Source organism: Streptomyces litchfieldiae, assembly GCF_031845365.1.
Classification (GTDB): Bacteria; Actinomycetota; Actinomycetes; order Streptomycetales; family Streptomycetaceae; genus Streptomyces; species Streptomyces litchfieldiae.
Genome location: NZ_JAVREL010000010.1, coordinates 211,711 through 226,605, shown reverse-complemented (window position 1 = coordinate 226,605; position 14,895 = coordinate 211,711). Strand labels below are relative to the sequence as shown.

The 14,895-nt window shown below is 73.5% G+C and carries 15 protein-coding genes; 12 read left to right on the top strand and 3 right to left on the bottom strand.

Annotated features, from left to right (window positions below):
- Positions 1-47: 47 nt before the first annotated feature.
- Positions 48-1,019: a helix-turn-helix transcriptional regulator gene (locus tag RM590_RS18820; protein ID WP_311705779.1), complete on the top strand. Its 972-nt coding sequence runs from the start codon at positions 48-50 to the stop codon at positions 1,017-1,019.
- Positions 1,020-1,028: 9 nt separating this feature from the next.
- On the opposite strand, the gene RM590_RS18815 is transcribed toward RM590_RS18820, so the two are convergent.
- Positions 1,029-1,961 carry an SDR family oxidoreductase gene (locus RM590_RS18815; protein ID WP_311705778.1) on the bottom strand — a complete coding sequence of 311 codons (933 nt, stop codon included), beginning with the start codon at positions 1,959-1,961 and terminating at the stop codon, positions 1,029-1,031.
- A gap of 138 nt (positions 1,962-2,099) precedes the next feature.
- Here RM590_RS18815 and RM590_RS18810 point away from each other — a divergent pair, with 138 nt between their 5' ends.
- The 3 genes from RM590_RS18810 (at position 2,100) to RM590_RS18800 (ending at position 5,104) form a co-directional block, all read left to right on the top strand.
- The gene (locus RM590_RS18810; RefSeq protein ID WP_311705777.1) at positions 2,100-2,669 is read left to right on the top strand and encodes a DUF4240 domain-containing protein; all 570 of its coding nucleotides are present in this window, start codon (positions 2,100-2,102) and stop codon (positions 2,667-2,669) included.
- An 18-nt stretch (positions 2,670-2,687) separates the two neighbouring features.
- Positions 2,688-3,605, top strand: coding sequence for a TIGR01777 family oxidoreductase (locus tag RM590_RS18805; RefSeq protein ID WP_394813896.1), 918 nt, complete (start codon positions 2,688-2,690; stop codon positions 3,603-3,605).
- Between the two features lie 197 nt (positions 3,606-3,802).
- Positions 3,803-5,104: an FAD-dependent oxidoreductase gene (locus RM590_RS18800; RefSeq protein WP_311705775.1), complete on the top strand. Its 1,302-nt coding sequence runs from the start codon at positions 3,803-3,805 to the stop codon at positions 5,102-5,104.
- 55 nt (positions 5,105-5,159) lie between these two features.
- On the opposite strand, the gene RM590_RS18795 is transcribed toward RM590_RS18800, so the two are convergent.
- Positions 5,160-6,722, bottom strand: a complete 1,563-nt coding sequence (locus RM590_RS18795) for a regulator (RefSeq protein WP_311705774.1) — start codon at positions 6,720-6,722, stop codon at positions 5,160-5,162.
- 198 nt (positions 6,723-6,920) lie between these two features.
- Between RM590_RS18795 and lipB the strand changes: the two genes are divergently transcribed.
- The 4 genes from lipB to RM590_RS18775 all read left to right on the top strand — a co-directional run bounded on the left by lipB (position 6,921) and on the right by RM590_RS18775 (position 9,811).
- A complete protein-coding gene (lipB, locus tag RM590_RS18790; RefSeq protein ID WP_311705773.1) occupies positions 6,921-7,712 on the top strand; it encodes a lipoyl(octanoyl) transferase LipB in 792 nt (263 codons plus the stop codon).
- Positions 7,713-7,794: 82 nt separating this feature from the next.
- Positions 7,795-8,727: a lipoyl synthase gene (gene lipA / locus RM590_RS18785; protein ID WP_311705772.1), complete on the top strand. Its 933-nt coding sequence runs from the start codon at positions 7,795-7,797 to the stop codon at positions 8,725-8,727.
- Between the two features lie 102 nt (positions 8,728-8,829).
- Positions 8,830-9,048, top strand: a complete 219-nt coding sequence (locus RM590_RS18780) for a hypothetical protein (protein WP_311705771.1) — start codon at positions 8,830-8,832, stop codon at positions 9,046-9,048.
- 52 nt (positions 9,049-9,100) lie between these two features.
- Entirely contained in the window at positions 9,101-9,811 is a 711-nt protein-coding gene (locus tag RM590_RS18775) for a DUF4191 domain-containing protein (RefSeq protein WP_311705770.1), read from the top strand.
- Between the two features lie 119 nt (positions 9,812-9,930).
- Here RM590_RS18775 and RM590_RS18770 read toward each other — a convergent pair whose 3' ends face one another.
- Positions 9,931-10,398 carry an RDD family protein gene (locus RM590_RS18770; RefSeq protein WP_311705769.1) on the bottom strand — a complete coding sequence of 156 codons (468 nt, stop codon included), beginning with the start codon at positions 10,396-10,398 and terminating at the stop codon, positions 9,931-9,933.
- Positions 10,399-10,594: 196 nt separating this feature from the next.
- Between RM590_RS18770 and glnA the strand changes: the two genes are divergently transcribed.
- The 4 genes from glnA to RM590_RS18750 all read left to right on the top strand — a co-directional run bounded on the left by glnA (position 10,595) and on the right by RM590_RS18750 (position 14,788).
- Positions 10,595-12,010, top strand: coding sequence for a type I glutamate--ammonia ligase (gene glnA / locus RM590_RS18765; RefSeq protein WP_311705768.1), 1,416 nt, complete (start codon positions 10,595-10,597; stop codon positions 12,008-12,010).
- Between the two features lie 271 nt (positions 12,011-12,281).
- Positions 12,282-13,361, top strand: a complete 1,080-nt coding sequence (gene rsgA, locus RM590_RS18760; protein ID WP_311705767.1) for a ribosome small subunit-dependent GTPase A — start codon at positions 12,282-12,284, stop codon at positions 13,359-13,361.
- Between the two features lie 87 nt (positions 13,362-13,448).
- Entirely contained in the window at positions 13,449-14,015 is a 567-nt protein-coding gene (locus tag RM590_RS18755; RefSeq protein ID WP_311705766.1) for a hypothetical protein, read from the top strand.
- A complete protein-coding gene (locus tag RM590_RS18750; protein ID WP_311705765.1) occupies positions 14,012-14,788 on the top strand; it encodes a group II truncated hemoglobin in 777 nt (258 codons plus the stop codon). Before RM590_RS18755 ends, RM590_RS18750 begins: the two co-directional genes overlap by 4 nt.
- Positions 14,789-14,895: the final 107 nt, after the last annotated feature.

Here is a 14,895-nt window from a genome sequence, read left to right as displayed (position 1 = left end):
TCTCCATGCTGGCCACCCCCTCCTGCCGGCCTCGTATCGTCGTCCCCATGCGTGCTGCCCGGCTGATCAAGATGGTGCTGCTGCTCCAGGCGCGACGGGCGATGACCGGTGCCGAGCTGGCGGCCGAGCTGGAGGTCTCCGAACGGACCGTGGCCCGCGACGTGTCCGCCCTCGCCGAGGCCGGGGTGCCGGTGTACGCCGACCGCGGCCGGACCGGCGGCTACCGGCTGATCGGCGGCTACCGCACCCGGCTGACCGGCCTGGGCCGCAGCGAGGCCGAGGCGCTGTTCCTCTCCGGGGTGCCCTCCGCGCTGCGCGACATGGGCCTGGCCGACGCCGCGTCCGCCGCCCGGCTGAAGGTCTCGGCCGCGCTGCTGCCCGAGCTGAGCGACGCGCACGACAGCGCGGCGCAGCGTTTCCATCTCGACGCGCCGGGCTGGTGGCAGCCGCCGGAGACGCCCGGGCTGCTGCCCGCCGTCGCCGAGGCCGTGTGGGACGACCTGACGCTGTCCGTGCGATACCTCCGCGGCGACGGCACGACCGTGCGGCGGGCGCTGGAGCCGTACGGCCTGGTCCTCAAGGCGGGCGTCTGGTACCTGGCGGCCCGGGTGGACGAGGGCGGCCACCGGGTGTACCGGGTGGGGCGGTTCACCGAGGTGACGGCGACCGGGGACCGTTTCGACCGGGACGAGTCGTTCGACCTGCCCGGCTTCTGGGCGGAGCGGGCCGCGGCCTTCGCCCGTTCCCTGCTGCGCGCCGAGGCGGAGCTGCGGCTGACCCCGGCCGGGGCGCGCGCCCTGCGGTACGTCACCGACCGGGCGGCGGCGGACGAGGCGCTGGCCGCCGCCGGCGACCCCGACGCGGAGGGCCGGGTCACCGTCACGCTGCGCGTGGAGTCGCTCGACGTGGCCTACACCCAACTGCTCGCCCTCGGCCCGGAGGCCGAGATCCTGGGCCCGCCCGGCCTGCGCGCCCGCTTCGCCGAGGCGACGGAGCGGGCGGCGGCACGGTACCGCTGAGGTGGCGGGTCAGCGGTAGTCGGCGGCGTCCGGCTGCTCCCCCGCCGCCAGGGCCGCGAGGAACGGCCAGGCGTCCGGCCGCGAACCGTCGGTGTCGGTGAAGCCGTACTCCCGGGCCAGTCCGCCGCTGGAGAGGGACTGCCCGTTCCACCGGGCCACGTCCGGGTCGGCGGCCAGGGCGGCCACCGCCCGGCCGACGAACGCCGGGGACTCGGAGATCGCGAACCCCGGTTCCTTCGCGATGGCGTCCCGCCAGTTCTCCTCCGTGACCTTCATGTACGTGTCGAGCATCGCCTCCGACCGCAGGAAGCCCGGGGTCACCGACACGGCCGTGCAGCCCAGCGCGCGCAGCTCCTCGCCCAGCGCGTACGCCATCCGGATCGGCGCGTTCTTGGCCAGGTCGTAGTAGAACTGCTCGCGGTACTTCGCGTTCGACTCGGCCGTGCCGTCCGTCACCTCGACCACCAGGCCGCCCGGCCGGCGGATCAGCAGCGGCAGCGCGAAGTGGCTGGTGACGATGTGCGTCTCGACGCCGAGGCGCAGCATGCGGAGGCCGGCCGCCAGGTCGAGCTCCCACATCTTGCCGCTGAACGAGACGTCCAGCAGGTGGTCGGCGCCCCAGACGTCGTTGACCAGGATGTCCAGCCGGCCGTGTTCCCGGTCGACGCGCTCGATCAGCGCCCGCACCTGGTCCGGCTCCAGGTGGTCGGTGGGCACCGCGATGCCCTCGCCGCCGGCCGCGGTGACCAGCTCCCCCGTCTCCTCGATCGTCTCGGCGGCCCGGCCCACCTCGCTCAGGGCCGCCCGCGTGGTGCGCCCGGTCACGTAGACCGTCGCCCCGGCCGCGCCCAGCTCCACGGCGATCGCCCGGCCCGCGCCCCGGGTCGCGCCGGCGACGAGTGCGATCTTGCCCGACAGCGGCTTGTTCGGCTGTTCCACCATGCACGTCCTTCCGTTTCTCAGTGCGACGATGAGCCTCGCAGCGATACCGGACACCTTCTGTCCGGCTTTCCGGGCGAACTTCGGCGTGCGCCCGGCGCGGGGAGCGCGGATGCTGGAGGCGTGACGGAGGTTGCGCTCATGGACACGGAATCGTTGCTGGACGAGGGGGCCTTCTGGGAGATCGTCGACCGCGCCCGGGAGGCGGCGGGCGGTGACCCGGACGCGCAGGCCGAGCTGCTGGTCGACCGGCTGGCGGGACTGGATCCGCAGGCCGTCACCGACTTCGCGCGGCACTTTGAGTCGCGGTTCAACCGGGCCTACCGCTGGGACGTGTGGGGCGCCGCCTGGGTGCTGCTGGGCGGGGCGGGCGACGACACGTTCGAGAACTTCCGGTGCTGGCTGATCGGGCAGGGCCGCGCGGTGTTCGAGGGAACGCTGCACGACCCCGACGCGCTGGCCGACCTGCTGCCGGCGGACTTCGACGCCCGCACGGACGGCGAGGCCGAGGAGCTGGGCTACGCGGCCTACGAGGCGTACGAGATCCTCACCGGCGATCAGCTCCCGGCCCTCGGCCTGCCGGAGCCGCCGCCCGAACCCGAGGGCGCCGCGCCGGACTTCGAGAACGACGCGGCGCTGGCGGCGGCCTGGCCCCGGCTGTGGGCGCGGTTCCGCGCCTCCGACGCCCCGGTTGGCCTGGCGGAACCGTGATCCCCCAGGATGGGGGCCATGGAACCTCGCCGTATCGCCATCACCGGCACCAGTGGTCTCATCGGCGGCGCCCTCGCCGACGCGCTGCGCGCGGACGGGCGCGAGGTGGTGCGGCTGGTGCGGCGCGAGCCGCGCGCCGCGGACGAGGCGCGGTGGGACCCCTCGGGCCGGGAGCAGGAGCTGAACGTCGCGGCGATCGACGGCTGTGACGCCGTGGTGCACATGGCGGGCGCGCCGGTGGCGGCGCGGCGCTGGACCGACCGCTACAAGCGGGAGATCCGCGACAGCCGGGTGCTGGGCACGGCGGCCGTGGCCGCCGCGATCGCCGGGGCGGGGACGAGGCCGCGGGTGTTCCTGTGCGGCAGCGCCATCGGCTACTACGGCGACACCGGGGACCGGGCGGTGGACGAGGACGCGCCGGCCGGCACCGGCTTCCTGGCGGACGTGGCCCGGGACTGGGAGGCCGCGGCCGGGCCGGCCCAGGAGGCGGGCGCGCGAACGCTCTTCATCCGCACCGGCCTGGTGGTCGCCCGCTCCGGCGGGGCCTGGGGCAAGCTGTTCCCGATCTTCCGCGCCGGGCTCGGCGGCCGGCTCGGCAACGGCCGGCAGTACTGGAGCGCCATCTCGCTGGCCGACTATCTGGCCGCGCTGCGCTTCCTGCTCGACGACGCGAACGAGCTGTCCGGCCCGGTGAACTTCACCGGCCCGCATCCGGTCACCAACCGCGAGGCCACCCGCGCCATGGGCCGGGTGCTGCGCCGCCCGACGGTGTTCGCCGTGCCGGCGCCGCTGCTGCGCGTCGTGCTCGGCGAGTTCTCCCAGGACGTGCTGGGCAGCCAGCGGGTGCTGCCGAAGCGGCTGTTGGAGGCCGGTTTCGTCTTCGCGGAGCCCACGGTGGAGGACGCGATCCGGGGCGCGCTGGCCCGGCGCGGGTAGCGCGGACCGGGCGCGTCGTTGTGCGACCTCTGTGCGCCCATGCCCGGTCCATGCGCTCTGTCTCAATCCGCCCGGCGTGAGAGGGTCGGCTCCGGTTCGGGCATCGCCCGCGCCTTTTGCGGGCATCAGCTCCTCCGGGCCCACCCACAGCCCGGCCCACCGCTCGCACGCACCGACCACCTCACCCAGGAGGCCACGTGCTCAAGCGCCGAACGCCCCGCGCGTTCTCCGACACCGTCATCATCGGGGGCGGCACGGCGGGACTCGCCGCCGCCCACCACCTGAGCGCCGCCGGGCTCTCGGTGACCGTACTGGAGGCCGAACACCGCATCGGCGGCCGGATGGCCACCGAGGACCGGGACGGGTTCCGGCTCGACCACGCCAGCCAGCTCTCGTTCCCCGACTCCCCCGTCCTGCGCCACCTGCCGCGTCCGCTGCCGCTGCGCCGGCTGACCGGCGGCGTCCTGCTGCACGGCCCGGGGCGGCGCGGGCACCGGATCGGCGCGGGCGAGGAGCACCGGACGGGCGCCGCCTCCTCGATGTCCTCGGCCCTCGACCGGATCTGGCTGCGCGCCCATCTGGCCCGGCTGGGCCGCTGCGCGGACGCGCGGCTGCGCGCCCGGCCCGAGCTGACGGCCGCCGGCACGCTGCGGACGCGGGGCATTCCCGCGGGCCTCGCCGAGAGTTCGCTGCGCCCGCTGCTGTCGGCGCTGCTGCACGACCCGGACCTGGCGACCTCCAGCCTGCTGGACGATCTGGCGCTGCGCGCCTTCGCCCGGCGGGGCCTGGGCCTGCCGGCGGGCGGCGCGGCGGCGCTGCCCGAGCTGCTGGCGGCCGGGCTGCCCGCCGGGTCGGTGCGGACCGGGGTGCGCGCGGCGTCCGTGACGACCACGGCCGTGGAGGCGGAGTCGGGAGAAACGTTCCGCTGCCGGGCGGTGGTGCTGGCCACCGGCGCCGCCGAGGCCGCCCGGCTGCTCCCGGGGCTGCGGGTGCCGGACTTCCGCGCGGTGACGGTGCTCCACCACGCCGCCCCGGCCGAGGTGCCGTCCGGGGCCACGCTGATCGTGGACGCCGCCGCGCGCGGCCCGGTGGCGCACAGCCTGGCCGCCTCGGCGGCCGACCCGTCCCGCGCGCCGGCCGGCCGGACGCTGGTCACCTCGGTGGTCCTGGGGCCGGGTGCCGGGGAGCCGACCGAGCTGCTGGACAAGGCGGCCCGGCCGCAACTGAGCGAGATGCACCGGACCGCGGCCGAGGACTGGGAGCTGCTGGCGGCCCATCACGACCCGCAGGCCGTGCCGGTGGTGCCCCCGCACACCGGGGTGCGGCCCGTTCGGCTGCTGGACGGGCTGTACGTGTGCGGCGACCACCGCGACACCCCGGGCCCCACCGGCGACCTGGCGTCGGCCCGGCGGGCCGCCGCGGCGCTGCTCGCCGACGCGCGCGTGCCCCGGCCGACGGCGGCACCCGCCGCGGCGCCCGCACCGGAGCTCGCGGGCTGATCCGCGCCGGAGCGCCCCCGGGCGCGACCGACCCACCGGTCGCGCCCGGGCGGGCTCAGCCGAGCGCCGCCACCTTCTCCCGGTAGACGCGGACGGCCGCGGCGTCGCGGAACGGTTCGAGGCGCCGCTCGAAGTCCTGCAGGTACTCGTGGGCGCGCACCGACCGCATCTCGCCGGCCTGCTGCGCGGCCTCCGCGGCCAGCGTGCACGCCTGCTCGACGTCGCCCAGGCCCAGCCGCGCGCCGGCCAGCACCACGCGGCAGAACAGCCTGCTGCGGGCGAACGCCGGGCTGCGCAACTGGAGGGAGCGCTCGGCGTGCCGGGCGGCGGCCCGGTACTGCTGGAGGTCGCGGTGGCAGTGCGCGAACTCGTCCGCGAGCTGTGCCTCGTCGAAGAACCGCGCCCAGCCGGGCACGTCCTCGCCCGGCCGGGCGGACTCCAGGGCGCGCTCGGCCCGGGCGAGCGCCGCCGTGCACGAGCGCACCTCCCCCAGCAGGCCGTGGCCGCGCGCCTCGACGGCGTGCAGCAGGGCCTGCACCACCGGCGGCACGGAGCTCGCCATGCCCTGCTGGGCGACACGGGCCAGTTGCACGGCCTCCCGGCCGTGGCCCAGGTACACCGCCTGTCTGCTCATGGAGACCAGCACATAGCTGCCGTAGGCGCGGTCGCCCGCCGCCTGGGCCAGCCGCAGCGCCTGCACGAAGTACCGCTGGGCGAGCCCGTGCGCGGCGATGTCGTACGCCGTCCACCCGGCCAGCCGGGTCAGGTCGGCGGCGGCGGAGAACAGCTTGCGGCCGGTCTGCTCGCCGTAGCTGCCGCGGAGCATGGGCTCCAGCTCGTGCTCCAGATAGCGGACCAGGGCCTGCCGGGCGTGCCCGCCGCCGTACGCCTGGTCCAGCGTGCGGAACAGGTCGGCGACCGACCGCAGCGCGGCGATGTCGCCGGCGGTGACGCGCTGGCCGGGGCCGCGTTCGACCCGGTCGAGCCGGCTGGGCCGGCTGGGCCGGGCCGGGGGCGGCGGCGCCGGGCGCCGGGGCCCGGGCGGGGCGAGCGGGCGCCCGCGCAACTGTTCGGGAACCCGGGCGGGCGGCGCCTGCTCGGGGGCGGGCGCCGCGCCGGCCTCGGGCGGCTCGCCGCGGGCGACCCGCTCGTCGGGGCGTCCGATGAGCCAGTCGCGGCTGGGCACGACGAGGCCGGCGGGGGTGAAGGCGATCTTGCGCAGCTCGGCGTAGCTGCCGGAGTCCTTGCGCCACAGGCCGGCGACGATGTCGACGGCCTCGGCGGGGCTCGCGGCGAACTCCAGACCCGCGTAGACGGGGGCACACGCCTCCAGGCCGAGGTCCTGGGCGGACAGCCGGCGGCCCAGCCGCCGGGTGAACACCTCGGCGATCAGCGCCGGGGTGGTGCCGCGCGGCCGCTGGCCACGCAGCCAGCGCGTGACCGACGTCTTGTCGTAGCGGAGATCGAGGCCGTGTTCGAGGCCGAGCTGATCGACGCGTCTGGCCAGCCCCGCGTGGGAGAATCCGGCTTCGGCGATGAGCGCGGCGAGCTGGCGGTTCGGGGTGCGCGGTGAAGCGGACTGCGTGGAGGGCGAGCCTCCGGGTCGTTCCGTGGACATCGGCGGTGCGGTCTCCTGCCTTACGGCTGTGCGGCTGGAACGGCGTGAATGTAACGGTCCTGCCCGGTTTCGTCGGCTCCTCGACCGAGGATTCATCCATATGTGTGAGCCAGAGGGCCCCGGGGGAATGGCATCCTCGCGGGCTTAGAGTGGGATCGAGACGCAGAGCGTGTGTACGAAAACGAAGGAGCCGCGGCCGTGAGCGAGCTGCGCTTTGTCCATCTGGGTTTCGGCGCCGAGGCCGTCGAGTATCACGCCGCGTGGCAGGAGCAGCGGCGGGTGCACACCGCGCGGTTCGCGGATGAGATTCCGGACACCTGTCTGCTGCTGGAGCACCAGCCCGTGTACACGGCCGGGCGGCGCACGGAGGACAGCGAGCGCCCCCTGGACGGGACCCCGGTGGTGGACGTCGACCGGGGCGGGAAGATCACCTGGCACGGCCCCGGACAGTTGGTGGGCTACCCGATCCTGAAGCTGCCGCGCCCGGTTGACGTGGTGGCGCACGTGCGGCGCATCGAGGAGGCCGTGATCCGGGCGTGCGCCGAGTTCGGCCTGGAGACCACCCGGGTGGAGGGCCGCAGCGGCGTGTGGGTGCTGGGCGACGCGCTGGACGACGGGGGCGCCCGGCGCACGCTGGGGGGCCTGTCGCTGGACTTCGACCCGCGCCTGCACGACGAGGAGTTCGACCCGCGGCTGAGCGGCCCGGAGTACGCGCCGTCCAACGCCGGGCAGCGCAACGAGGACCGCAAGCTGTGCGCGATCGGGATCCGCGTCGCCAAGGGCGTGACGATGCACGGGTTCGCGCTCAACTGCGATCCGGACAACACCTCGTTCGACCGCATCGTGCCCTGCGGGATCCGGGACGCGGGTGTGACGTCGATCTCCCAGGAGCTGGGCAGGAATGTTCCGGTGACCGAGGTGCTTCCGGTAGTGGAGAAGCACCTGCGCGGTGTGCTGGAGACGGCGGAGCCGCTGCCCCGTGCCGTCTGACGGCCGAAGTGCCGTTCGGGAGACAGAAGCACAGGCGTACGCTGGTGTTCGCCGAGGAATCGAAAGTGGTAGGGAGCCGGACGTGTCCGCTGTCGCACCCGACGGTCGCAAGATGCTGCGCCTTGAGGTCCGGAACAGCCAGACCCCCATCGAGCGCAAGCCCGAGTGGATCAAGACCCGGGCGACGATGGGCCCGGAGTACCGGGAGTTGCAGGGGCTGGTGAAGCGGGAGGGCCTGCACACCGTCTGCCAGGAGGCCGGCTGTCCGAACATCTTCGAATGCTGGGAGGACCGCGAGGCGACGTTCCTCATCGGCGGTGAACAGTGCACCCGGCGCTGCGACTTCTGCCTGATCGACACCGGGAAGCCCGCCGAGCTGGACCGGGACGAGCCGCGTCGGGTCGCGGAGTCGGTGCGGCAGATGGAGCTGCGGTACGCGACGATCACGGGTGTCGCGCGGGACGACCTGCCGGACGGCGGGGCCTGGCTGTACGCCGAGACGGTGCGCCAGATCCACGCGCTGACGCCGGGCACCGGCGTCGAACTGCTGATCCCCGACTTCAACGCCGTTCCCGAGCAGTTGGCCGAGGTGTTCGCCTCCCGGCCCGAGGTGCTGGCGCACAACGTGGAGACGGTGCCGCGCATCTTCAAGCGGATCCGCCCGGCGTTCCGTTACGAGCGCTCGCTGAAGGTCCTGACGCTGGCCCGCGAGGAGGGCCTGGTCACCAAGTCCAACCTGATCCTGGGCATGGGCGAGACCCGCGAGGAGGTCAGCCAGGCGCTGGTCGACCTGTACGAGGCGGGCTGCGAGCTGATCACGATCACGCAGTACCTGCGGCCGACCCCGCGCCACCACCCGGTGGACCGGTGGGTCAAGCCCGAGGAGTTCGTGGAACTGCGCGAGGAGGCCGAGCGGATCGGCTTCTCCGGCGTGATGTCCGGGCCGCTGGTGCGTTCGTCGTACCGCGCCGGGCGGCTCTACCAGCAGGCGGTCGCGCAGCGCTCGGCGGCCTGAGGGCCGGTCTTTCACCGGCATTGACCCCCGGGTCATGGGCCGGTAACACCGTTCGATAACAATAGAAGCACGTTGTTCGACCGCCCGGGGAGGGGACTGGCCATGCAATTCGTCGGTCCGGCACGTCCGACTGTGACCGGCACGCTGCGCGTGCTGGAGGGGGTGCTGCTGCGCGGCGGCAGGCGCCGCGCGCTGCGGAATGCCCGGACGGCGGTGTTGCAGGACCGCGCGCGGGCGGCCGCCCGGCGGGACGCGGAGCGCGCGCTGGCCGCCGCGAGCGAGCGGGTGCGGCCCGCGGTGCTGCCCGCTCCCCGGCCCTGAACGCCCGCGCCCCGGGCGGTCGGCGGTGGTCACCGCCCCGTAGACTTGCGCCATGGCGCGGAAGGAAAAAAAGGAACAGGATTCCGAGAACCCGGGGCGGCTCAAGCAGATCGCCCTGACCTACAAGATGACCAGGCGGGCCGACCGCTGGATCGGCTGGATCCTCTCGGCCGTCGGCCTGGGCACCTTCGCCGTGGTCCTCGGCATCGGCTTTCTGCTCGGACACCCGATCTATCTCGGCATCCTGGGCTTCCTGGTCGCGCTGCTGACGACGGCGATCGTCTTCGGACGGCGGGCCGAGCGCGCGGCGTTCAGCCAGATGGAGGGCCAGCCGGGCGCCGCCGCGGCCGTCCTGGAGAACATGCGGCGCGGCATCGTCTTCACCCCCGCCGTCGCGATCAACAAGAACCAGGACGTGGTGCACCGCGCGGTCGGCAAGTGCGGCGTGGTGCTGGTCGGCGAGGGCAACCCGAACCGGCTCAAGACCCTGATCGCCGCCGAGAAGCGCCGGATGAACCGCGTGGTCTCCGACGTGCCGGTGCACGACGTGTTCGTGGGCAAGGGCGAGGGCCAGGTGGAGCTGAAGAAGCTGCGCTCCACGATCCTGAAGTTCCCGCGCGTCCTGTCGGGTCCCCGGGTGACCGAGGTGAACGACCGGCTGCGCGCCATGGGTGACCTGATGAGCAACATGCCGCTGCCGAAGGGCCCGATGCCCAAGGGTATGCGGCTGCCGAAGGGGAACGTGCAGCGCCGCGGGCGCTGAAGGACGCGGTCCGCGCCGCACTGTTTCACCCGGGTTTCGCGCACAGACGCGTGTACGAGCGGCCGGGGGCGTCACGTCCCCGGCCGCTCGTCGTTGTCAGGTCACCGCGCTGTCGTGCGTCACATCCGGACCTGGACCGCGCCGGCGAAGCGGTCGTGGAGGCCGCGGGCGTCGCGGTCCCAGATCAGCGGCGGAATGGCCAGGCCCACCAGCACGGAGCGCAGCACCGCGCGGGGGAACGTCAGCCGCCCGCCGTTGACGCTGATGACGCGCAGCCCGAACAGCCGCTTGCCGGGCGTCATGCCCAGCGTGCCGACGGTGACCGAGGCCATGATCACGAACAGCAGCAGCGCCGGGCTGCTGACGGATTCCGCCTGCCGGTCGGCGATCAGACCGTATGCGATCAGCGAGCACATGGCCCAGTCGACGAAGATCGCGCCGAGCCGCCTGCCGAGCGGGGCCACCGAGCCGGGGCCGGTCTCGGGGAGGCCGAGGCGCTGCCCCCGGTAACCGAAGTCGACGCCCATGTCCTCGGCCGCCGCACGGGGCCCGGAGAGCCAGGAACCAATTACCTGCCGCTTGTCCACTCCTCAACGGTAGCGCGGGCGCCCGGCTCCGCCGTCGGCGGTATCAGATGAGAAGTCCGGTTAACATCGGCGAAACAATTGGGTCATGCTTGAGAAATGGCGTGTCTTTAGGGTCGGCCCCGGCAGGCCCACGCACTGGGCCACTCCCGAGCTGCACGTTCCCGCCCCGCCGGGGCCGGGACTAGGAGGACATCGGATGTTCCAGAACGCCGACGAGATCAATCAGTACATCGCGGACAACGACGTCAAGTTCATCGACGTCCGCTTCTGCGATCTGCCGGGCATCATGCAGCACGTCACCGTGCCGGTCGAAGCGTTCGACCCGACCGGGAGCCTGATGTTCGACGGGTCGTCGATCCGTGGCTTCCAGGCCATCCACGAGTCCGACATGGCGCTCGTCCCGGACCTGTCCACCTCGCGGGTGGACCCGTTCCGCAAGGACAAGACCATCAACATCAACTTCTTCATCCACGACCCGATCACGGGCGAGGCGTACAGCCGTGACCCGCGGAACGTGGCGAAGAAGGCCGAGGCGTACCTCGCCTCCTCCGGCATCGCCGACACCGCCTACTTCGGCCCCGAGGCCGAGTTCTACGTGTTCGACGACGTGCGGTTCGAGACCAAGTCGAACGCCGGCTACTACTACATCGACTCCGAGGCGGGCGCCTGGAACACCGGCGCCATCGAGGAGGGCGGCAACCGCGGTTACAAGGTCCGCTACAAGGGCGGGTACTTCCCGGCGCCGCCCGTGGACCACTTCGCGGACCTGCGCGCGGAGATCACGCTGGAGCTGATGAAGGCCGGCCTGGAGGTCGAGCGGCAGCACCACGAGGTGGGCACCGCGGGCCAGGCGGAGATCAACTACAAGTTCAACACGCTGCTGGCCGCGGCCGACGACCTGATGCTCTTCAAGTACATCGTGAAGAACGTCGCCTGGCGCAACGGCAAGACCGCCACGTTCATGCCCAAGCCGATCTTCGGGGACAACGGCTCCGGCATGCACGTCCACCAGTCGCTGTGGCAGGGCGAGACCCCGCTGTTCTACGACGAGCAGGGCTACGCGGGCCTGTCGGACACCGCCCGCTACTACATCGGCGGCATCCTCAAGCACGCGCCGTCGCTGCTGGCGTTCACCAACCCCACGGTGAACTCCTACCACCGCCTGGTCCCCGGCTTCGAGGCCCCGGTCAACCTGGTCTACTCGCAGCGGAACCGCTCCGCCGCGATGCGCATCCCGATCACCGGGTCGAACCCGAAGGCCAAGCGCGTCGAGTTCCGCGCGCCGGACCCGTCGTCGAACCCGTACCTGGCGTTCTCCGCGCTGATGCTGGCCGGCCTGGACGGCATCAAGAACAAGATCGAGCCGGCCGAGCCGATCGACAAGGACCTCTACGAGCTGGCCCCCGAGGAGCACGCCGAGCTCCCCCAGGTCCCGACCTCGCTCCCGGCCGTGCTGGAGGCGCTGGAGTCGGACAACGAGTACCTGCTGGCCGGCGGCGTCTTCACCGCGGACCTGATCGAGACCTGGATCGACTTCAAGCGTGAGAAGGAGATCGCCCCGATGCAGCTCCGGCCGCACCCGCACGAGTTCGAGCTGTACTTCGACGTGTAAGCACGCGCGAACGTCGCACCTCGGCCCCGCCCGCCGGTTCTCCGACCGGTGGGCGGGGCTCTTTCTCGTGGGTGCTGTGCGCGGGGCTGTGTTAGCCTGGCGCCGCACGGGTCCCGCGTGGTGGGGGCCCAACAACGAAGACCGGGAGGTGAGTTCGATGGCTGCCACACAGACTGCTGCCCTGCGCAGCGCCCGGACCATCCTCACGTCCCGGGCCCCGGTCTGACTCCGTTCCGTCCTCGGGGCCCCTTTTTCGCAAGGGTCTCTCACCGTGCATTCTTCGCATTCCACTTCTTCTTCTGATCCCTCCGGCCTGTCCGCCCATGGCTGGGACGAGTACCTGGCAGCCGAGTTCGCCGATCACGAGGCCGCCGGTCTGCTGCCAGCGCGGGTCGTCGGCGTCGACCGCGGGCAGTGCGACGCCGTCACCGAGCGGGGTCCGGTCAGGGCGGCCACCGACCGCGGGCTGGAGCCGGTCACCGGCGACTGGGCCGCGCTGCTGCCCGGGGAGGCGCGGCAGGAGCCGCGCCTGGTGGCGCTGCTGCCGCGGCGCACGGCCATCGTGCGTTCCTCGGCGGCCCGTGACTCGCGCGGCCAGGTGCTGGCCGCCAACGTCGACACCGTGGTGCTCGCGGTATCCCTGGCCGGCGCCCTCGACGCCGGCCGGCTGGAGCGGCTGCTCGCCCTGGCCTGGGAGAGCGGCGCCCGGCCCGTGGTGGCGCTGACCAAGACCGACCGGGCGGCCGACCCGGCGGCGGCGCTGACCGAGGCCGCCGCGGCGGCGCCCGGCGTGGACATCGTGGCCACCAGCGCGGTGACCGGCGAGGGCCTGGCCGAGCTGACCGCGCTGCTCACCGGCACCGTGGTGCTGCTCGGCCAGTCCGGCGCGGGCAAGTCCACGCTGGCCAACACGCTGCTCGGCGAGGAGGTGCTGGCCACCGGCGAGATCCGCGAGCAGGACGGCAAGGGCCGGCACACGACCGTGCGGCGCGAGCTGATTCCGCTGCCGGGCGGCGGCGTGCTCATCGACACCCCCGGGCTGCGCGGGGTCGGCCTGCACGACGCGGCGGAGGGGCTGGGACAGGTCTTCGCCGAGATCGAGGAGCTGGCCGAGGAGTGCCGCTTCGGCGACTGCGGCCATGAAACGGAGCCCGGCTGCGCGGTGTTGGCGGCCGTGGAGTCGGGCGCGCTGCCGGCCCGCCGGCTGGCGAGCTACCGGAAGCTGCTGCGGGAGAACGCCTGGGCGGCCTCCCGGACCGACGCCCGGCTGCGGGCCGAACGCACGCAGCGCTGGAAGGAGATCATCCGGCACCAGCGCGCGACGTACCGCTTCCGCGACCAGCAGCGGTAACAGGCCGCCCCGGGGCGGGAGATGACTGTGGGGGCGCACCGGATCGGCCGGTGCGCCCCCACAGCACTGACCTGTAATCTCAATTACATGATTACTGACGAACAGACAGAGGAGCTGCGCGGCTGGTTCGCCGGGCGGCTGCCCGAGGGGTTGTTCACCGAGCTGGTGGAGGTGACGGCCGACCGGGAGGAGATCGCCGTCGTCGGCCGGATCCCCGAGCCGGAGCTGCCCGGCGAGGCGTCGGAGACCGAGCGCGCGGCGGCGCGCGAGGGCCGGGCGGCGGAGTTCCGGGAGCGCACCCGGGGCACGCGCATGGAGGTGGCGCGGGAGGCCGAGGCGCGTTTCCGGCGCAAGGTGTCGTGGGGCGTGGAGTGCGGCGGGGACCGGACGCTGTTCACGCACCTCGCCGCGCCCGTCATGACCCGGCTGCGGCAGCCGGAGCGGCAGGTGCTCGACACGCTCGTGGCCGGCGGGGTGGCGCGCAGCCGCAGCGACGCGCTGGCGTGGTGCGTCCGGCTGGTGCGCCGGAACGCCGACAACTGGCTCGATGAACTCCGCGATTCGCTGGCGCAGGTGCGGCGGGTACGCTCCCAGGGCCCGGACGCCGGGCACACCGAGGACACCGGCGGCGCCGGCCGGGAGGGGCGGAGATGACGACGAGCGTTGAGTACATCCGGTACCGGATACCCACCGGCGGCGGCCCGGCGTTCGAGGAGGCGTACCGGCGGGCGGCCGTGCCGCTCGCCGCGGCGCCGGAGTGCGTGGACTTCGAGCTGACGCGCTGTGTGGAGGAGCCGGAGAGCTACATCCTGCGGATCCGCTGGACCTCGGTCGAGGCGCATCTGGAGGGCTTCCGGCGCGGGGAGCACTTCGGCGCCTTCTTCGCCGAGATCAGGCCGTATGTGTCGGCCATCGAGGAGATGCGCCACTACGAGCCCACCGGCGTGGCCGGTTCGGGGTCGAGCACGCCGACCATCTACGCGTGGGCGGGCGGCGAGGAGGCGTTCCTGCGGCTGGCCGAGGTGTTCTACGACCGGGTGCTGGCGGATCCGGTGCTGAAGCCGGTGTTCGCGGAGATGAGCGGGGACCACCCCCGGCATGTGGCGCTGTGGCTGGGCGAGGTGTTCGGCGGCCCGGCGCGTTACTCGGCGGAGCGCGGGGGGCACGCGGGAATGGCGCGCCACCATGTGGGCCGGGGTATCACCGAGGAGCAGCGCCGCCGCTGGGTCGCGCTGCTGATGGACGCGGCGGACGAGGCCGGGCTGCCCTCGGACCCGGAGTTCCGCGCGGTGTTCGCGTACTACATCGAGTGGGGCACGCGGATGGCGCTGATCTACTCCGGCGACAACCCGCCGCCACTGAACGCCGCCCCGATGCCGCGCTGGGAGTGGGGGATCACTCCCCCGTGGCAGCCGGCGAAGGACTGAAAGGACTGACACGCCGGGACGTGATGGGACCGTTACCACCCCCGGCGCCCACGCCCCGTGGCCGGCCGTGGCACGCAGGGGGCGGGCCGGGCCGGGGCGTTGTCGCT